17 protein-coding genes are annotated in these 19,649 nt (G+C 57.6%); 6 read left to right on the top strand and 11 right to left on the bottom strand.

What is annotated here, in order from left to right:
- Positions 1-6: 6 nt before the first annotated feature.
- A complete protein-coding gene (locus tag CKV99_RS04120; RefSeq protein WP_092254808.1) occupies positions 7-981 on the bottom strand; it encodes a class I SAM-dependent methyltransferase in 975 nt (324 codons plus the stop codon).
- Positions 968-1,705, bottom strand: a complete 738-nt coding sequence (gene cobA, locus CKV99_RS04115) for a uroporphyrinogen-III C-methyltransferase (protein ID WP_092255654.1) — start codon at positions 1,703-1,705, stop codon at positions 968-970. The genes CKV99_RS04120 and cobA overlap by 14 nt, the downstream gene beginning before the upstream one ends.
- A 25-nt stretch (positions 1,706-1,730) precedes the next feature.
- On the opposite strand from cobA, the gene CKV99_RS04110 reads away from it, so the two are divergent.
- Positions 1,731-2,918, top strand: a complete 1,188-nt coding sequence (locus tag CKV99_RS04110; protein WP_092254805.1) for a protein adenylyltransferase SelO family protein — start codon at positions 1,731-1,733, stop codon at positions 2,916-2,918.
- 21 nt (positions 2,919-2,939) lie between these two features.
- Here CKV99_RS04110 and mqo read toward each other — a convergent pair whose 3' ends face one another.
- Entirely contained in the window at positions 2,940-4,439 is a 1,500-nt protein-coding gene (gene mqo / locus CKV99_RS04105; protein WP_092254802.1) for a malate dehydrogenase (quinone), read from the bottom strand.
- Between the two features lie 306 nt (positions 4,440-4,745).
- On the opposite strand from mqo, the gene CKV99_RS04100 reads away from it, so the two are divergent.
- The 4 genes from CKV99_RS04100 (at position 4,746) to CKV99_RS04085 (ending at position 8,585) form a co-directional block, all read left to right on the top strand.
- Entirely contained in the window at positions 4,746-5,747 is a 1,002-nt protein-coding gene (locus tag CKV99_RS04100) for an alpha/beta hydrolase (RefSeq protein ID WP_092254799.1), read from the top strand.
- A gap of 138 nt (positions 5,748-5,885) precedes the next feature.
- The gene (gene mtr, locus CKV99_RS04095) at positions 5,886-7,301 is read left to right on the top strand and encodes a mycothione reductase (RefSeq protein ID WP_231910163.1); all 1,416 of its coding nucleotides are present in this window, start codon (positions 5,886-5,888) and stop codon (positions 7,299-7,301) included.
- A 369-nt stretch (positions 7,302-7,670) separates the two neighbouring features.
- Positions 7,671-8,051: a hypothetical protein gene (locus CKV99_RS04090; RefSeq protein WP_092254794.1), complete on the top strand. Its 381-nt coding sequence runs from the start codon at positions 7,671-7,673 to the stop codon at positions 8,049-8,051.
- 60 nt (positions 8,052-8,111) lie between these two features.
- Positions 8,112-8,585: a hypothetical protein gene (locus CKV99_RS04085; protein ID WP_092254791.1), complete on the top strand. Its 474-nt coding sequence runs from the start codon at positions 8,112-8,114 to the stop codon at positions 8,583-8,585.
- Positions 8,586-8,667: 82 nt separating this feature from the next.
- Here the strand turns inward: CKV99_RS04085 and map are convergent, their stop codons facing one another.
- From map to dxr, 5 genes are all read right to left on the bottom strand, one after another.
- Complete coding sequence (gene map, locus CKV99_RS04080) at positions 8,668-9,555, bottom strand: type I methionyl aminopeptidase (protein ID WP_092254788.1); 888 nt, start codon at positions 9,553-9,555, stop codon at positions 8,668-8,670.
- A gap of 34 nt (positions 9,556-9,589) precedes the next feature.
- Positions 9,590-11,404, bottom strand: a complete 1,815-nt coding sequence (locus CKV99_RS04075) for a penicillin-binding transpeptidase domain-containing protein (protein ID WP_092254786.1) — start codon at positions 11,402-11,404, stop codon at positions 9,590-9,592.
- A 61-nt stretch (positions 11,405-11,465) separates the two neighbouring features.
- On the bottom strand, positions 11,466-12,629 hold the full coding sequence (ispG, locus tag CKV99_RS04070; protein ID WP_092254783.1) for a flavodoxin-dependent (E)-4-hydroxy-3-methylbut-2-enyl-diphosphate synthase: 1,164 nt from the start codon (positions 12,627-12,629) through the stop codon (positions 11,466-11,468).
- A gap of 62 nt (positions 12,630-12,691) precedes the next feature.
- A complete protein-coding gene (locus tag CKV99_RS04065) occupies positions 12,692-13,903 on the bottom strand; it encodes a M50 family metallopeptidase (protein WP_092254780.1) in 1,212 nt (403 codons plus the stop codon).
- 30 nt (positions 13,904-13,933) lie between these two features.
- On the bottom strand, positions 13,934-15,097 hold the full coding sequence (dxr, locus tag CKV99_RS04060) for a 1-deoxy-D-xylulose-5-phosphate reductoisomerase (RefSeq protein ID WP_092254777.1): 1,164 nt from the start codon (positions 15,095-15,097) through the stop codon (positions 13,934-13,936).
- A gap of 205 nt (positions 15,098-15,302) precedes the next feature.
- Here dxr and CKV99_RS04055 point away from each other — a divergent pair, with 205 nt between their 5' ends.
- Positions 15,303-15,830, top strand: coding sequence for a DUF2631 domain-containing protein (locus CKV99_RS04055; RefSeq protein WP_092254774.1), 528 nt, complete (start codon positions 15,303-15,305; stop codon positions 15,828-15,830).
- Positions 15,831-16,083: 253 nt separating this feature from the next.
- On the opposite strand, the gene CKV99_RS04050 is transcribed toward CKV99_RS04055, so the two are convergent.
- The 3 genes from CKV99_RS04050 to rlmN are packed head-to-tail and all read right to left on the bottom strand — an operon-like array spanning position 16,084 to position 19,617.
- Positions 16,084-17,673, bottom strand: a complete 1,590-nt coding sequence (locus CKV99_RS04050) for a hypothetical protein (protein WP_092254770.1) — start codon at positions 17,671-17,673, stop codon at positions 16,084-16,086.
- Positions 17,670-18,479: an ABC transporter ATP-binding protein gene (locus CKV99_RS04045; protein ID WP_092255651.1), complete on the bottom strand. Its 810-nt coding sequence runs from the start codon at positions 18,477-18,479 to the stop codon at positions 17,670-17,672. The genes CKV99_RS04050 and CKV99_RS04045 overlap by 4 nt, the downstream gene beginning before the upstream one ends.
- Before the next feature lie 22 nt (positions 18,480-18,501).
- On the bottom strand, positions 18,502-19,617 hold the full coding sequence (gene rlmN / locus CKV99_RS04040; protein WP_092254766.1) for a 23S rRNA (adenine(2503)-C(2))-methyltransferase RlmN: 1,116 nt from the start codon (positions 19,615-19,617) through the stop codon (positions 18,502-18,504).
- Positions 19,618-19,649: the final 32 nt, after the last annotated feature.

Below are 19,649 nucleotides of genomic sequence, written 5' to 3'. Positions count from 1 at the left end.
CAAAAATTAGCGTGCGCGCAACACCGTATAGCGCTTATTCCGCGCTACTTCCTTGACCCCTTTGAAGCGTCGTTTCACCTCATCACGGTAGCGCAGGTGCGAATTATGGACCACGAACACCTCGCCCCCATCAGCTACTAGGCGCCGCGCCGCATCCAATAAGTGTTGCACCAATGTCGCATCAACCGTAGTCCCCTCATGAAACGGTGGATTTAATGCAATCACGTCAAAACCTGGTTCGAGTTGTGAACCTGCATCATCCCATGTGACCTTCACACGTTCACCGAAAGGCTCGAAGGTGGCCCGCGCCGACACCACAGCATCCGCATCTGAATCCGTGGCCGTCACCTGCGTATCCGGCCACGCCTCCACGATGCGCTTGGCCACAGACCCGTTACCACAGCCCAAATCCAGCACCCGGCGCGGCGCGTCGCACGTATCGACGATCACCTGCGCCAACAGCTGCCCGCCATAGTCTTCTTTCGCACCACTAAACACGCCACCCACGCCAACAATGCCGTTGCGCTGAGCCGGCTGATACTGGCCCGGTTTCGGCCCTGAGGCGATCAAGCACCGGAGCTTTCCCCGCCCACGGGAGGCATGCACGTGTTCGAAGGAGCGCGCAAGCACCTCATTCATCCCGCGCGACAGATGCTTGTTATTGGCCCCTAAAACTACGGTCACTTCATCAAATCCTGCAGACGATACCGAGCGTGCCACATAGTCCAGCCGTTCCAGCGATTTTGGCATCTGGCCCACAACCACCGCTATGCCAGATCCACGCAGGTGGTCGTCGTAAAGCGAATCCCCTAACACCTCCGCCCCGGCTGCGCGTGCTGCTTGAGCCTGGCAAAAGTCAGACTGCAGCGAAACCACCCGCCCGGCGGCAGCCTGCAGCAAGCTGCTCTCAGGGTCATCGACGATGATCCATGTCTCGGCGTTCGGAGTGTTGTCTAGGATCAATGCATCAAGGGTGCGCAAGGCCAGCAACCTCCCCAATCACATAGACGGCTGGGTTGGTAATGGAGTGGGCCTCCATCTCGTCCGCAAGCGTGGCCGCTGTCGCTCGGACCACGCGCTGGCGCGGGGTCTCACCATTTTCGATCACCACCGCCGGTGTCTGCGCAGCCAGACCAGAGCCAAGCAGAGTCTCCGTGATCGCGCGCGCATTCTTCACCCCCATGATCACAACAAGCGTGCCCCCAACTCGCGCCAGCGCCTCCCAATCAATCAGCGACTTCGGGTGGTCAGGCGCCAGATGCCCGGAGACCAACGTGAACGAGTGCGTGATCCCCCGATGAGTGACCGGGACCTGCGCGGCCGCCGGTACTGAAATCGCGCTAGTAACACCCGGGACGACGGTGCACGCAACACCAACCCGAACGCATTCCAGGTACTCCTCAAAACCACGACCAAAGACATACGGGTCACCTCCCTTCAGGCGGACCACCTTCTTACCCGCCAACGCGTGTTCAACCAGCAGCGCATTCGTCTTGTCCTGTGCTACCTGCTTGCCGTACGGCAGCTTCGCCACATTGATGACTTCCTTGCCCGAAAGGTCTAGAAAATCCTCGAGCTGGTTTGCCGGCCCTAGGTGGTCCGTCAGGATCACATCGGCCGCCTCCAGTGCGCGCAGACCGCGGATTGTCAGCAGGTCCCACGCACCTGGGCCGCCGCCGACTAGCGTCACTTCTCCACTACTCATAGCCATCAAGTCTAGGCTGGTGACCATGGCTTACCCCCACCTGGATCACAGTTTCGCCGCCGCGCTACCCGAATTGGCCATCGCGTGTGAGGCCGCCACCCCACCGTCGCCCGCTCTTGTTGTGCTTAACGACGACCTCGCCCGCGCTTTAGAACTTGAGCCTGACTGGTTGCGTTCCGACGAAGGTGTGATGTGGCTTTGCGGTGCTGCTGGCGGCCATGCCACTGGTTATGCAGGCCACCAGTTCGGCCAGTTCTCTGGCGTGCTTGGCGACGGGCGCGCCCTCCTGCTGGGTAACCGGTGTGGATTGGAGATCCAAACAAAGGGTTCCGGCCACACCCCTTTCTCGCGAGGATACTCCGACGGCAAAGGGGCCTTGGGGCCGATGCTGCGTGAATATTTAGTCAGCGAATTCATGCACGCGACGGGGGTGCCGACCACCCGCGGCCTAGCGGTGGTGACAACCGGAGAACCCGTGCGCCGCGACGGTGGTGTTGAGCAAGGAGCCATTGTGGTGCGTGTCGCTCATTCTCACCTGCGCGTGGGAAGCTTCGAGTTGGCCGCCACACAGTCAGATCAGCTGGTGGAGCGGATGATCTTCTTTGCTGGGTTTACTGGTGCGAACGAACTGCTAGAGACCGTGGCCCGCCGCCAGTTAGATCTGGTGGCCCAGTGGATGCGCATCGGTTTTGTCCATGGCGTGATGAATACAGACAACACCGCCATCTCCGGCGAAACCATCGACTATGGCCCCTGCGCGTTCACCGAGAAGTTTGATCTTTCTGCCGCCTACTCCTCCATCGATACCCAGGGCCGCTATGCCTTTGGCAACCAGCCTGACATCATTGCCTGGAACCTCACCCGACTGGCCACCGCTTTGGGTGATCACCTAGACCATAAGAAAGCTCAGGACCTATTCGCTGACCTCCCCGCAATGTGGGAAAAAGCCCAACATAGGCACATGCCCGATATTGACGCTTTGGCACGTGCCGACGACATCACCACTTATAACCGTGAACATCACGGTGGCCCGGTGTTCATCCCCCGGAACCAGATGCTGGCCAGTGCCCTAGAGTCGGCCGAAGCCGGGGATTTCGGGCCTTACTTTTTACTCCTCGGTGCAGTCACCGATCCGTTTAACCCTGAGGCGGGACCTGAGTGGTTGTCACGGCCGGAAGGCCCGGCCGATTTCACGACGTTTTGTGGCACCTAGCCCGGGGTGTATTTGCCTGACCTAGCGGTCCAGCTTCAGCATCTTCTGGGTGTAATCCCACTGCTCTTGGAACTTAGCCTTGTCGCGCGACAGTGGCTCGCCGTAAGTTGGGATCATTTCGTAGAGCTTCGGGCCCCAATCGATCATGTGCTCACCGAAGCAGCGCTCGATCAGCTCAAGCATCACGGCTGGCGCGATTGACGCGCCAGGGGAAGCACCAAGGATGCCCGCGATGGAACCGTCCTGGTTGTTCACCAACGCAGTACCAAACTCCAGGGAGCCGAAGCTTGGTGGAGCGGTAGGCTTGATCACCTGCACGCGCTGGCCAGCAACGATGGTCTCCCAGTCAGATCCCTCAGCAGACGGGACGTACTCCTTGAGTGTTTCGACCTTGGCATCGAAGTCTTTGGTGACCTCCTCGACGAGGTACTTGACCAGCCCGAAGTTGGTTGCTGCAACTCCAAGGTAGGACGGAATGTTGTCTAGGCGGATGGACTTGAACAGGTCAAGGTAGGAACCTTTCTTCAAAAACTTCGGGGTCCAGCCACCGTACGGGCCAAACAGCAACCCTTTCTCCCCGTCGATCACGCGGGTATCCAGGTGCGGCACCGACATTGGAGGAGCGCCGACTTTAGCCTTGCCATAGACTTTCGCGTTGTGCTGTTCGATCAGCTCCGGGTTGGTGGAACGCAGCCACATCCCCGAGATTGGGAATCCTGCGTAACCACGAACCTCAGGAACGTTTGCCTTACGCAGCAGGTCTAGCGCGTAGCCACCGGCACCGACGAACACGAAGCGCGACTTGGTGACTTTCTTGTCACCGGTGTGGACGTTTCTAACGGTGACGCGCCAGAAGCCACCTTCTCTTTTCAGTCCAATAACTTCATGCCCGTAGCGCACCTCTGTGCCTGCGGCCTCAGCGGCAGTCAGGAACTGGCGGGTCAGAGCACCAAAGTTCACGTCCGTGCCCTGCGTGGTCCAAGAGATCGCCACTGGCTCAGCATCGAAGTCGCGTCCCTTGGCCATCAGCGGCAACTTTTCCGCGAACACTGAGTGATCGTCGCTAAATTCCATCTCTGGGAAGAGGTGGTTAGCGTTCAGCAGCTCGTAGCGGCGGCGCAGGTAATCGATCTGATCCTTGCCTTGAGCGAAGGAGACGTGCGGTACGGGGTTGATGAATTCCTCTGGGTTTGTCAGGATACCGTTGCCCAGTTGGTGCGCCCAGAATTGCCGGGAAACCTGGAATTGCTCGTTGATAGTCACCGCTTTAGTGATATCGATCTTGCCATTCTTTTCCGGTGTGTAGTTCAGCTCGCACAGCGCAGAGTGTCCGGTACCGGCGTTGTTCCACGGGGAGGAGGATTCTCCCGCTGGTCCGTCCAGGCGCTCGTAGACCATCTGAGTCCAGCTTGGCTCCAGTTCACGGAGCATGGAGCCAAGAGTTGCGCTCATTACACCTGCGCCGATCAGGAGGACGTCTACCTCATCTTGGGGAGTGCCGGTTGTATTGTCGTTCGTCACCTGTATAAACCTCTTTTGTTGTTTCGCGTGCGCCTGCGGCCACGTTCCGTAACGTGGTAGCTGCCGGAACGCCCGCAAGATTTGGCTTCTTTTCCATAATACGCAGATACTCGGCGGGGGTGAAAGAAGCGGCTTACTTCTTTCACTTTTGTTGGAATTCACTCCTCTAGCAGGGGTACAACGGGGTAGGTAATAGGAGGCAAGAATCGCAGCACGAGCTTTCCGACGCCCACCTGACCTGCCCATATTCATCACACCATAGCGCTGAGCGGGCGAGAAAGGGCCAGTGCTTTAAAGTGGATATCTATGACACCTTCCGCAGTCCATTTTGATGACTTGTCATGGCAGCCAGACGAGCTGGGCGACCAGTTTGAACGTGCCGACATCCAGTTAGGCCCTGATCCTGAAGGGGAAGGTGAGGCCGTAGCCACCCTTGTGCGCCATCTCCCCGGTGATTCCACGGGCAAGCCGGCCTTATTGTGGGTACACGGGATGACGGATTATTTCTTCCACGACCATGTCGCTGAGTTTTTTGCAGCCAAGGGGCTTCCTTTTTACGCGCTTGATCTTCGCAAGTGCGGACGAGCCCACCAGGTGGGCCAGACGTGGCACTACGCCGAGCAGTTGGAGCATTATTTCCCTGAGCTCACCGCTGCAGTTGAAGCTGTAGCTGAACGCCATGGTTCCATTGTGCCGATTGCGCATTCCACCGGCGGGTTGATCGTTCCAGTGTGGGCGGACCATGTTCGCCGTACCCGCCCGGAGGTTCACGCACATCTGGCAGGCATCGTTCTCAATAGCGCGTGGCTGGATATGATGTATCCCCAGTGGGCCTTGCGGATTGCCACACCGGTGATCAAATTCGTCGGCAAGCTTTGGCCGCGCATCGCTATTCCTGGTGGGAACTTGGGCACCTATGGCAAGTCGATCCATTCCAGCGCTCATGGACAGTGGGATTTTGATCTTGAGAAGAAACCAGTGGGGGGCCACCCCAAGTATCTCGGCTGGGTGCGCACCGTTATGGCCAATCAGGACCTCGTCCATCGTGGCCAGATTGATGCGGGTGTCCCGGTGCTCAGTCTGTGTTCTTCCAAGTCATATTTGAACAAGCCATACTCGGCAGCGTCAAACACAGCAGATACAGTGCTCGATGTGGAACAGATTCAACGCTGGTCTCCGCGTTTGTCGAAAGATGTCCGTGTCGTGGAGATTCAAGGCGCACGGCATGACGTGTTTTTGTCCCTGGAAAATCCACGCCACCACGCTTTCCAGATAACTATGCAGTGGCTGGATCAGCTCGGCGACTAGCATGGAGCGATCGCCTTGGGAATCAACTAGCCACGGTGCACGGTGGCCCCAATGTATTTATTTAAGAGTAAGAAGTATAGAAAGACGAAAAAGAAGAGGCGCTTGTGCGCATCTACCAACCATTTAGAGGAGTTTGTTGTGACCACCCCTACGGCACCTAGTGTCGACGCCCATTACGACTACATCATTATTGGTGCTGGCTCTGGCAATTCGATTCCGACGGACGATTTTGATGACAAATCCATCGCCATCGTGGAAAAGGGTTTGTTTGGCGGCACGTGCATGAACGTTGGTTGCATTCCGACGAAGATGTATGTGGTTGCAGCAGACACTGCGCTGTCCGCGGCCGATTCTTCCCATTTGGGTCTCGACACGAACTTTCATGGCGCAGACTGGAAATCGATTGTCCAGCGCATCTTCCACAATCGCATCGATCTCATCGCACAAGGTGGTGAGGAATACCGTCGCGGGCCCGAGACACCAAATATCACGGTATACGACAATCACGCCTCCTTTGTGGCGCCAAAGACGATTCAAACTGGCCAGGGCGCCGAACGAAAAACCATCTACGGCGACACGATCATCATTGCGACAGGTTCCCGCCCTATAATCCCGTCCGCGATTAAAGATTCTGGTGTGCCGTTCCACACCAACGAGACGATCATGCGACTCGACGAGCAGCCTGGGTCTCTCACGATCATTGGTGGTGGATTCATTGCTATGGAATTTGCACACGTATTCCAGTCGCTTGGAACAGATGTCACGGTGATTAACCGTTCTCCTCTGTTGCGCACCCTCGATGGGGATATCACTACTCGCTTCAATGAACTTGCGGAGCAGCGTTACACAACTCATATTGGGCGGACGGTGAGCACTGCACGTCACGACGACAGTGGTGTCACCGTTGTGCTTGATGACGGTACTGAGGTGAGTTCGGAAGCGTTGCTTGTTGCGACAGGCCGCAAGCCTAATGGTGATCAGATGAACCTAGACGCTGCAGGCATCGAGATGCACTCTGATGGCCGGATTGTTGTCGACGATTACGGCCGCACTACGGCTGACGGTGTGTGGGCGCTTGGCGACGTTTCATCCCCCTATCAGCTCAAGCACGTCGCAAACGCTGAGACCCGTGCTGTCCGCCATAATATTTTGAACCCCGATGGCATGGTTGCGATGCCGCACGATCATGTGCCGTCCGCTATCTTTACTCACCCGCAGATCGCCACTGTTGGGCTGACGGAAGAGCAGGCGCGTGAAGCAGGCCATGATGTCACCGTTAAGGTGCAGAACTATGGCGACGTCGCGTACGGCTGGGCTTTAGAGGACACAACGAGCATTGTGAAACTCGTTGCGGATCGGTCTACAGGCACCTTACTGGGGGCGCACTACATGGGGCCGCAGGCCGCAACCCTAATCCAGCAAATGATCACCGTAATGGCATTCGATTTGGACGTGCGCGAGGTTGCTACCCATCAGTATTGGATTCACCCCGCACTTCCGGAAGTGACTGAAAACGCGTTGCTGGGACTTGACTTTGAGTTCCCTGACGTTTAAGCACCGTTTGGGCAACAAGTAATTGGTGTGCCCTGCGTCGCCTCTCCCCCATTTGCGCAGAGTGTGACGCAGGACACTATTTGGGTTCCTGAGAGGGCGTAAGCTGCAAAACCAAAGGTCAATGGTTGCATCGTCAACACTCATCGACTTTGAATGACTTGTAAACTCAGCTTTCCCTCAGGCACGTTTACGCCACTTCGTGCTGGATCGTGCGCTTCCATCAAGTTTCGGTTACAGTTACGTACCGACACCGGGACTGAGCCTATAAGGGCTACCGGGTGATCATGGCAAACATGCAGGGTTTGCCACGATTCTTTTCAGATTTCCAACCCGGAAGTCTTGTCAGAACTACAAAGAAGGACTAGTTTCATGCGCAATTTCCGCAAGGCAGCACTGGTCGGCGCAACTGCTTTAGCAGTCGCTTTCGGCTCTACCTCCGTCGCAGCGGCTCAAGAAAATCCAACTTCTACAATCGGTGACTCCAACCTGTCTTCCCGGATTGGTGCTGCCCTGGGCACTGACCCGTCGAACCACGGTGCAAACAACCCAGCCCAGGGAGAGCCGGACAACACCACTGATGGAAAGGCACTGTTCGGTTCCTCCAAGGGCCAAGCTGAAGGCGAAGAGACCTTCAAGGCTCAGCCAGCTTGGGCCAAGCTTCTTTACGGTGGCACCATCTTTGCTGGCGTCGCGGGATTGGTTGGCTTGGTCTTCGGCCCACTGTATAACCTCTTCGTACACGGTATGTAAACTGCGGAACTCCGCACCCGACAACTAACTCACATTCTTTTCGAAAGAAGGAAAATCACAATGCGTAAGTTCCGCAACGCAGCTCTCGCTGTCGCAACCGCCACCACTGTTGCATTCGCAGGCGTCTCCGTCGCTTCGGCGCAGGAGCCGTCAGAGCAACCTGAGAAAGCCGTCACCGCCCCAGAAAATGACGGCAAGCCTGGTGAGAACGGTTCTACCAACCCAGTGCTGTCCTCTGGCTCCTCCCAGCCAGGCGATGCAGATGCGGATAAGCTGTCTGCGGCCGCCACTGCCGGCTTGTCCTCGAAGAATCCTAACCTTGCCGAGCTTGGCAAGGTGACCGGCGCAGACCAGCACGCCAACGCTCTAGACCTGCTGGGCTCCTCCGTTGACGACACCAAGAACCCACAGTGGTCTCGCATCTGGCGCGATGCTGCTAACTGGGCTGCGATCGCAGCAGCACTGGGTGGCGTCATTGCTGCTTATAACTACGCCGTCTTCCAGGGCATCATCCCTCACGCTATCCAGTTCTAATCACAGGCTAAGCGCACAGAGTCTAGCCTCCGAGTGAAGCCCCCGTTGAACTTGAGTTCAACGGGGGCTAACTTTTGTTCTTTTACTCCCAGGGCGAGGTGAACTCGTCGTCGGGAAGCGTCAAAACCTCATTACCGTCTTCGGTAATCACTAACGTGTGCTCAAACTGTGCGGTGAACTTGCCATCCAGGTTCTGGACAGTCCAGCCGTCATCCCACACGCGGTACGGTAGCTCGCCAAGGTTGATCATCGGCTCAACCGTCAGCGTCATACCAGGCTCTAGCACGTCCGTATAGGCATCAGAATCATAGTGCAGGACTACCAGCCCATTGTGGAATGTCGGGCCCACACCGTGGCCTGTAAAGTCGGTGACCACGTTGTAACCAAAACGTTTGGCATAAGACTCGATCACACGCCCGATCACATTGACCTGGCGGCCCGGCTTGGCCACCTTGATGCCACGCATGGTGGCTTCACGGGTGCGCTCCACCAGCAGGCGGTGTTCTTCGCTCACATTGCCAGCTAGGAAGGTTGCGTTAGTGTCACCGTGGACGCTATTTTTGTAGGCGGTCACGTCGATGTTGACGATGTCACCGTCCTGGATCACCGTGGTATCGGGAATGCCGTGGCAGACAATCTCATTGAGCGAGATGCACGTGGACTTGGTGTAGCCACGATAGCCCAAGCACGACGGATAAGCACCGTGGTCCAGCATGTATTCGTGGGCAATCGCATCTATCTCGTCGGTGGTCTTGCCTGGCTCCACCGCTTCCCCAGCAAGTGCCAAAGCGTTGGCAGCAATCTTCGATGTCTCACGCATCGCCTCGATTACCTCCGGCGTCTGAACAAAAGGCTCACCTACGTTCTCTTGGACGGTGTCCTTCCACACATACTCTGGCCGTTCGATGTGCTTGGGCACCTCGCGGATCGGAGTGGCTTTTCCTGGGGTCAACATTGCACGTTCAATCATATGAACAATGCTAGTCCTCGCTCATCGACGAAGACTACGCAGGGTGAACAGCCTGGTCGTAGTTGATCAGCATTCGATCCGTTACCGCAACAGCGGCCTCCGATCCACCACCTAACACAACAAGTGTTGCAAAGGCTATATCATCCCGGTATCCCGCAAACCATGAGTGCGAACCCTCGTTGATCTCCGCTTCACCAGTTTTGCCGTGGATTTCTCCGCCCGCGCTCATTCCCCGGGCGGTACCCTCAGTGACCACCGAGCGCATCATTTGCCGCACACCCTCGATAGTGTCCGGGCTCAATGGGGGCACTTGTTCGTTCACCACGGTCTCCTGGCCTTCGATCAAGTATGGGACGGGGGTGACACCGTTGGCGGCTGTGGCTGCCACCATGGCAAGACCAAACGGGCTGGACAGATCATAACCCTGGCCGTAGCCGGCCTCCGTGCGCTCCAGAGGGGTCACACCTTCTGGGATGGATCCCGTCATAGTATCTAATCCAGGAATGTCATAGTCCACTCCCAGCCCAAACTGCTTGCCCACTTCCTGCAGCTCTCCCGGCTCCAACTTGGTCGACATATCCGCAAACGTGGTGTTACAAGAATTGGCAAAGGCACGCTGCAGTGGCACGCTGCCCAATGAGAAGCCTGCATAATTCGTCACCACACGGCCGTAGATGTCCATAGTGCCCGGGCACGGCACGATAGCGGACGTCGATAAGCCCTGGCGTTCAAGCCCGGCAGCAGCCGTAATGATCTTGAATACCGAGCCCGGCGGATACTGCCCCATCAAACCAATATTGCCCTCGCGATCTGCGGCTGGTGTCTGCGCAATAGCGAGGATCTGGCCGGTCGACGGGCGCACCGCTACGATCACCGCTTGCTGCCCGGCAACGGGTTCCAGCGCCGCTTCAGCTGCGCGTTGTAAGTTGTGATCCAGGCTGATCCGCACTGCTGGCGCCGGGTCAGGTTCGTGGAATTCCACATCCTCCATCGCCGCACCTTCCTGGTTGACCTTGGCCACACGCCACCCGTTCGCGCCGTCGAGGTCATCGCCTACAATGCGGCCGACCCGTGCCATGATATCCGGAGCAAATGTTGGATCAGCGTTTACCATGGCAGCCTCCTCGTTGAGGCGCACGCCGGGCTCACCAGCAAGAGCCTCAGCCACCGCAGGCCCCTGCGCCTGGGGGATCATCGCAACGGAGTAAACCCCGGCCGCGTTCTCCAGCTCCACGGTAAGCTGGCCGGCCTTACGGGTGGGCACGGCACCGTCGCGATCGTGTGCCTCAGCCAGCGCTGTCGAGATCGCATGCGCTGTCTCCGGCGCCCGGCGCATCGCATCGGTATCCACCAACAACCTGTAGGCCACACCGGGCTTCAGCAGTTCCACACCATCCGATGAAATCACCGATGCTTTCTCCGCCTGCACCGGGCGCAGCTCTAAGTGCTGATGCGCACCCAACGACGGGTGCAGCACCGACGGCTGCCACCGCACCGTCCACTCCTCGTCAGTCTGAGTGAGAATCATCGACGTGTCATAGGCAAGCTCGCGCTGGCGGGGCAGCTGCCACCGCAGAGAAAAATGCGCAGTTGCGAGGTTCTCATCCTGTTCTACACCTGTCAGTTCTGTTGTGAGGCCCTCGGCCTGCAAACCAGAAAACGTCGCATCAATTGTTCCGGTCGCCGCGGCGGAGTCGTCGACAAGCGCGGCGATGGCATCCGTATCATGGCGAGCCAGCGCATCTATAAATTCTTGAGCAGTGGGCTCGGCCGAGTTCGGTTTCGGCGTACATGCGACGAAGCTGGCACCAAGGAGGATCACGGTGAGCAGCACCCAGATGCGTTTCATGCCCAAAAAATAACAGCACCGACCGAACGGTCAATGCTGCCACTTCCTAGTCGAAGAAAGTCTAGCGAGTAACCTTGACTTCCACCTTGTTTCCCGACTTCTCTTCTAGGCCTTCTTCCTCAGCGATCTGGTGGGCCATCGCAATGAGCGTCTCGACGATTTCTGCTTCTGGAACCGTCTTCACGACCTCACCCTTGACAAAGATCTGGCCTTTACCATTGCCAGATGCCACGCCGAGGTCAGCGTCGCGCGCCTCCCCTGGGCCGTTGACAACACAGCCCATCACAGCCACCCGCAGCGGGTATTCCAGATCCTCCAAACCAGCGGTGACATTCTCCGCTAAGGTGAACACGTCCACCTGTGCGCGACCACACGATGGGCACGACACGATCTCCAAGCCACGCTCGCGCAGGTTCAGCGACTGCAAGATTTGGTCGCCTACCTTGATCTCCTCTATCGGGTCGGCCGACAAAGACACGCGAATAGTATCGCCGATACCCTGGCTCAGCAGCGCACCAAACGCCACCGAAGACTTAATGGTGCCGAGGAACTTCGGGCCGGCCTCTGTAACGCCGAGGTGTAGCGGGTAGTCTGTTTGCGCAGCCAGCTGGCGATAGGCCTCCACCATCAACACCGGGTCCGAGTGTTTCACCGAGATCGCGATATCGCCGAAGCCATGCTCCTCGAACAGGCCCGCCTCCCAAATCGCGGACTCAACCAGTGCCTCGGGAGTAGCCTTGCCATACTTTGCCAAAAGCCGCTTATCCAGCGAACCGCCGTTGACTCCGATACGGATGGGGATACCCGCATCTCCGGCTGCCTTCGCAACTTCTTTCACACGGCCGTCAAATTCCTTGATATTGCCCGGATTCACGCGCACGGCAGCGCATCCGGCGTCGATCGCAGAAAAAATATATTTCGGCTGGAAGTGAATATCAGCGATCACGGGGATCGGAGACTTTTTCGCGATGATGGGCAATGCCTCAGCATCGACGGTCTTGGGGCACGCCACGCGTACTATATCGCAGCCTGCGGTGGTCAACTGCGCGATCTGCTGCAGTGTGGAGTTGATGTCATTAGTCTTCGTCGTGGTCATCGACTGCACGGTCACCGGATGGTCAGAGCCAACCCCTACCCCACCAACGGACAATTGGCGGGTCTTGCGGCGTGGGGCGAGCGTGGGGGCTGGGCCTTCCGGCATTCCAAGGCCGATGGGTGAAGTCATCATTCTCCTCAATCACGACGAACTAGCGGTAGCGCTGCCCACCAGATTAGCACTGGTGTCAATTACCCGAACAGCCTAATCGGATTCACCACATCCGCGACGATCACAATCACACCAATGGTGAGCAATGTCGCCGCCATGACAAAAGTCAGTGGCATGAGCTTCTCATAGTTTGCCGGCGGTCCCGGTGGCAGCCGACGCAGGCCACGGAAAAAATCGCGAACCTTCTCATATAGCACCACAGCAATGTGTCCACCATCTAATGGCGGGAGGGGCACCAAGTTGAACATGGCGAGAAAGAAATTCAGGTTAGCCAGCAGCATCCAAAACACGCTCCACAAAGAGCGCTCCACCAACTCGCCGCCGGCCATCGACGCACCCACCACGCTCATCGGGTCCTCAACGTCGCGTTCAGCGCCAAAAACTGCAGCCACCACACCTGGGATCTTCGCTGGGAATTCGAGGAGCGCGTGGAATGTGGCTTCTATTGTTTGCGCTGAAAACGTTAACGACGCGGGGACAGCCTCAAGCGGGCCAAACTGGCGGATCGGATCCTTAACTGGTGCATTGACTAGGCCGATCGCCCCTGCATCGACCATCTCGCCTTGGGCGTTTAAACGCTTCACCGGCTCCACGTTGATCGGCAGCGTCAACTCCTGCCCACCTCGGTCCACTGTCAGCTCCACTATTTCCCCGGGGCGCAGCATCACATAATCCCTCAGATCCGTGAAGTGTTCCAACTGGTGGCCATCGACCGAAACGAGCTTGTCTCCGACCTGCACACCTGCCTCACCGGCGGGGCCGGAACCTGAACAATCCGCAAGTGTTTCTTCGTCGATCTGATCGGATACACACGCTACTTCGCCTACTGTGGGTGTGCGGTCCGCGTACGGGTTAGGGATACCAGCACTCACCGCCACGAAGTACAGGATGATAAACCCCAAAAATAGGTTCATCAGAACGCCACCAGAAAGCACAATGACACGCTGCCACCACGGCTTATTCACCATGGCATGTGGCGCCTCTTCTGCAGTGACTGGGTCCTGGGCGGTCATTCCCGCAATGTCACAAAACCCGCCAAACGGTAACGCAGCAACACCGTATTCTGTATGCCCCTTTGTGGTAGACCACACTGTAGGGCCAAAACCAATGAAGTAGCGGCGCACGCGCATGCCAAAGCTCCGGGCAGCCAACAGGTGGCCTAGCTCATGCAACGCAATGGTGACGGCGATGCCCAAAGCAAACAGGACAACACCCAAAATATAAGACCCCACCGTGGGTGAGCCCCTTTCTTACCAGGCCTTTTAGTCGGCGATTTCGTCGATTAGCGCGTTAGCGCGACGACGAGCTTCGTCTTCTACAGTCACAACATCTTCGAACGATGTTGCCGGAACCGCAAAATCGGCAGCCCCACCAACTATCTCGGCGACCACATCCACAATCTGAGGAAAACGGATCCGACCACCCAGAAATGCCGCTGCGGCCTCTTCGTTCGCCGCGTTGTACACCGCAGGGAACGTACCCCCTTGAGTTGCCACATCGCGTGCCAGCTGGACAGCGGGGAAGGCTTCGTCGTCAAGTGGTTCGAAGCGCCAGTCATGCGACTGGCTGAAGTCGAGCGCAGGCTGGGCATCAGCAACGCGACGTGGCCAAGCCAAGGCGTGGCTGATCGGTAGCTTCATACTCGGCGGGCTAGCCTGAGCAATGGTACTGCCATCGACGAAGGTCACGGCTGAGTGGATGATGGACTGCGGATGCACGGTCACATCAATCAGCTCAGGGGCCACGTTGAACAGCAAGGTGGCCTCAATCAGCTCAAGGCCCTTGTTCACCATGGTTGCCGAGTTCAGCGTATTCATCTGCCCCATCGACCACGTCGGATGCGCGGCCGCCTGCTCGGGAGTGACGTCCCACATCTGCTCACGGGTCTGCCCCCGAAACGGCCCGCCAGATGCAGTGAGCACGTAGCGCGCCACTTCGTCGGCACGCCCGGCACGCAGGCACTGCGCCATCGCAGAATGCTCAGAGTCCACCGGCACGATCTGTCCCGGCTGCGCCTGAGACGTCACGAACGTGCCGCCCGCCACCAACGACTCTTTATTTGCCAGCGCAAGCGTTACGCCCGTCTTCAGCGTGGCCAGCGTGGCAGCCAAACCCATCGAACCGACCAGCCCGTTCAGCACGGTATCCGCACGGTGCTTATCGACGAGCAAACGTGCCGCCTCCTCCCCGGACAAGACAGTGCCCCCCAGTTCCTGGCTGACCTGACGCGCAGCTTCCGGCTTGGCAACTGCCACTTGTTCAGCGCTCAGCCGCAAGGCGCGCGCCTGCTGAACCACCAGGTTTGGGTTAGAACCCGCAGCACTAATTCCCACAACCTCAAATCGGTCTGGATTCGCCTCGACAACCTCGATGGCCTGTGTGCCAATCGAGCCAGTAGACCCCAGGATCACAATCTTTTTCTTCATGCTCACGTCCCCATTGTGACACCCAAAAACCGTCAAGCGAAAGTATGAAACATTTAGGGGGTGACAACTCACGTTATGCCTGTTTCGTATGCAAAGATAGAAGCCAGGTATCAGTGCATGTCGTATGCTGGTTTCACTGTGCTTTAACCGTGCTTTAACCGTGGCGTACTGCACTGCTTTTAACTGTGAATGACAAGGAGAACACATGGCTACGTCCCATGAGAAGACCTACGAGGTGTATAACGGCGTCTCTGAGCAAGACGTTCCATCAGCAAAGTGGGGCTGGTCGGAGCTGAGCCCGAAGACGATCCAGATCGCCGGCTGGATCTCGGTGATCGTCCTTGTGGCTTACCACTTCGGCAACCACCGAGGTCACGTGGAAACCCTCTGGCTCATCGTCATTGCAGCACTGATCGCGATCGGCCTGATCCTGTTTGCGCTGCGCCCGCAGCTATCTCAAGTACGCACGCTGACAGGTGTCAACCAGCCTGTCGGCTACCAGGAAAAGGACTGGGATTATGACCAGAAAACCCTGTCTGGTGATTACGCAAAGCTGACTGATTCCCAGCTGCGCGCACTGAACATTGATCCCGCACGCGTTGCACACTTGCGTGAACTGGACTCCGCGGGGAAGACTGCCGGTACCTTCGCCGGCATCGATTCCACCAAGGCTCCTAACGCTCACACCACCCGCGTAGACCGCTCCGGTTCTACAGCAGCCAGCGAGAAGTAACAGCTTTCTCCCTATAATTACCCCGGGTCCCTCTGTAAGGAGGAGCCGGGGTTTTGTATGTGCTAGACGTAACTTTTCGCACTCGCTACCTCGAATCACGCTGCCAGAATTACTGAGTGTGGAAGTCACAATGCAGCTTTAAGCGTGTCGCTGGCTTCGGAGTCACAAACACGCAAACTTCCACAGTGTGACTTCCACCCTCAACAAAATCGGGGCCGGGGACCGGGCCACAACGGGGTCGCGCTAGGCCTCCTTAATTGATCCAGTGCCCCACCTTGGCGAAGATTTCCGGGAAGTGGGTAGCGTAGCGTCGTGAAGCAAGAATGATCGCACCGGCGTAAAGTGCTGCGGGTAGTGCCAGTACGAGCACGACTCCGGCCGACACCACGCTGATCGACGAACCCCACCCGATTGCTGCCAACGCAGCACCAGGGGCTACAGGAATCCAGCTGACCAGCAATGTGGCAAACACAGACACATAGGCAGCAGCGTTGTTGCCCGACTTATCGGACCACGGGTTAGTACCGGGCCGCGACATCGGGTACGGGTTGAAAGCAGACAACACCACTGCGAGCGCGCATGAAGACAAGGCAAGGCCGAGACATACCACTGCCACAACCGCAGCTAATGCCGTGTTGTCCATGATCACTACTAGCGCCACGTTGAAGACGATGGCGAAGAACACTGGAACTGTGATGGATGCCAAATGTCGAGCAAACACGACTGTGCGCGCGGGCACGGCAGCCAGCGAATAGGACGCAATGCCCGGACCATCGTAGCCAAAATCATTGATTGCAGTAGATGCAACGAACAGGCTAATCACCACCGCACCGAAATACAGCATATTTGTGTCAATAATGAAGCCCTGGATGATAAACACTCCCGCAACAATTGGTATTATCACCAGGGTTCCCATCACGCGCGAATCACGACGCAAGTAGCGAAGAGCACGTGAATAGATCACTCCCCCAGGACCAGCCGGCACCCAAGGCAACAACAGGGAGCGCGCCACTTCTTCGGCAGCTCTGGACGTATCAGTGGTGTTGTCGCGACGCACATCGAGTGGCGCAGTGAGCTCTCGAACCGTCCAGAACCGCCACAGGTAAATTCCACCCACCGCGGTGGCAACCGCGATCAGCAGCTGAACAGTTGCGGCCAGCCACGCCCCGTGCATCGCGCTGGCCAACGTACCAGGCGCTGCCGCCAGCGGTGTCCAGGCAAGATACCGGCCGTAGGATGACAGCGGGATCTCCCCCATCGAACCCATTAAGTAGTTAAAACCGAAGATCGCACCGAAGCCGACTACCAATGTAATAACGTTGGTCAACTCTTTGCTTCGTCGCGTTCCACCACGGTTAAAAGACGCAACCAACTCCCCCAAAACCACCGTAGTCAACAATGCCACCAGCATCAGCGGTATAGCAGCAACCGCAGCTAGCGGTCTGCCTGCGCCCGCGAACATCGCAGTAGCCACCCCAGTGGTGACCACAGTGGCAATCACAGCGGCAATGCCTCGGCTAGAAAGCACAGATGCCCACCCCATTGCCGGCAGCACGTCACGCGAAGTGACAGGTTGGGCCGCCAACTGCGCAGGACTAATCTGATTCTCCCCGTTGGGAAATACCATGGCAGCCAGAGCGTATGCGCCGGTACCAATAGCTACTGCGGCGGTCAAGGCATGCCACTTGCCACTACTTAGTTCCGTACTCATGGCTAGGCCAATAGAGACCAACCCGAGCAGCGTGTACAGAATAATCAACACCGCAATCATGGCTACCGACACATTGTTTTTCACATTGCGCCACCACAACGTCCGGTGCAGTTTGAGCAGCAAGCGGGTCACTGGTTATCACCCCGCAGCCAACCCAAAGTACCTTCTGCCAGCGCTTCACCGCCGACAAACTCCACAAATGCATCATCAAGGGAGCGGCCTTGCGCCACATCCGAGACAGGCCCGGCAGTCAGCACAACACCCTTGTTGATGATCGCCACGTGATCACATAGGCCTTCTACTAGGTTCATCACATGCGACGAAATCACCACAGTGCCGCCCGCAGCTGCATAGGCACGAAGAATAGACTGGATCAACCTGCCTGAGACAGGGTCGACAGCTTCCAACGGCTCATCAAGCACCAGTACTTCTGGATTGTGCAGGAGTGCTCCCGCCAGAAGAATCTTCTTAGTCATACCCGCGGAGTAGTCAACGATCTGTTTATCGTCGGCCTCCACGAGCCCGAGCGCCTGCAGCAACTCAGCCGTGCGCGATTCGACGACCGACTGGTCCATCCTGCGCAGCCCACCCAAGTAGGCCAGGTACTCCCGACCGGTGAGACGGTCGAAGACCGTAGCTCCGTCGGCAAGCAAACCCAACGCACGCTTCGCCTCAACTGGTGTACTCCACACCTCGTGTCCCGCGATCCACGCCTCGCCCTCCGTCGGGCGAGAAAGGCCACAGGCCATGGTGATCATGGTTGTCTTACCCGCACCATTCGGACCAACTATGCCAAAGATGGAACCACGAGGAACATCCAAAGATAAACGATTGACTGCGACATTGTTCCCGAACACCTTAGTCAGCCCCCGCACTGCCAATGCTTGGGTAGCAGGGTCAGGGGCCAGCGGTGGAAGGACCGATTGGATAGACGACATGTCCTCCAGCATACTGGTTAATTTACTGGGCAACACCAGTTTTTTCATCAGCGGCTAGCTGCCCGCACGCAGCCGCGATCTCCTGGCCCTTAGTGTCGCGTACGGTACACGTCACTCCCTGGGCCACAACGCGGCGCACAAATTCGTCTTGACGTGGCTTGGGCGATGCATCCCACTTCGACCCAGGTGTAGGGTTTAGCGGAATGAGGTTCACGTGGGCTTTCGAGCCGAGCGCGTCGTGCAGCTTCTTGCCCAACATGTCGGCACGGAAGTCTTGATCGTTAATGTCGCGGATCAGCGCGTATTCGATAGACACACGCCGCGAGGACTTGTCAGCATAGTAGCGTGCAGCGTCGATTACTTCCTCTACTGAGTACCGCAAGTTGATTGGTACTAGCGTGTCGCGGAGTTCGTCGTCAGGTGTATGAAGGGAGACCGCGAGTGTGCAGGAGAGACCTTCGTCGGCAAGCCTCCTGATTGCCGGCGCAAGTCCCACCGTAGAAACTGTAATATTACGCTGCGAAATCCCGAACCCATCCGGCGACGGCTGCGTGATCTGACGTACAGCAGAGACCACACGCTTGTAGTTGGCTAACGGCTCCCCCATCCCCATAAACACGATGTTAGACAGGCGCGAACCTTCCGACTCCATGCGGGCCGCAGCCTCACGCACTTGGTCAACAATCTCGGCCGCAGATAAGTTGCGGTCCAGCCCACCCTGGCCCGTCGCGCAGAATGGGCAGGCCATACCGCAACCAGCCTGAGAGGAGATGCACAATGTGGCGCGGTCCCGGTAGCGCATCAGCACCGACTCCAGCAAGATTCCATCATGGAGGCGCCATAGCGTCTTAGTGGTGTCGCCTTCATCGGTCTCCACGGTACGGACCGGGCGCAGCAACTGTGGGAACAAGGCCTTTTTAACCAAGTCGCGTTGAGCTGCAGGAAGATCCGTCATCGTGGTGGGGTCCGCCGCGAAACGACCGTAGTAGTGGCGCGCGATCTGGTCTGCGCGGAACTTTGGCAGACCCAGCTCCTGAATGGCCTCCTGGCGCTCCTCTTTGGCCAAGTCAGCGAAGTGCTTAGGGGGCATTCCATGCTTCGGTGCAAGTAGTTGAATCTTAGGAATGTTGTCACTCATCAGGTGTGCTCCGTCAACGTTGTCTGGGTCTA

It is taken from the genome of Corynebacterium cystitidis (assembly GCF_900187295.1).
Lineage (GTDB): Bacteria > Actinomycetota > Actinomycetes > Mycobacteriales > Mycobacteriaceae > Corynebacterium > Corynebacterium cystitidis.
Note: the sequence above shows the minus strand (reverse complement) of the source record. Positions and strands in the feature narration are given on the sequence as shown.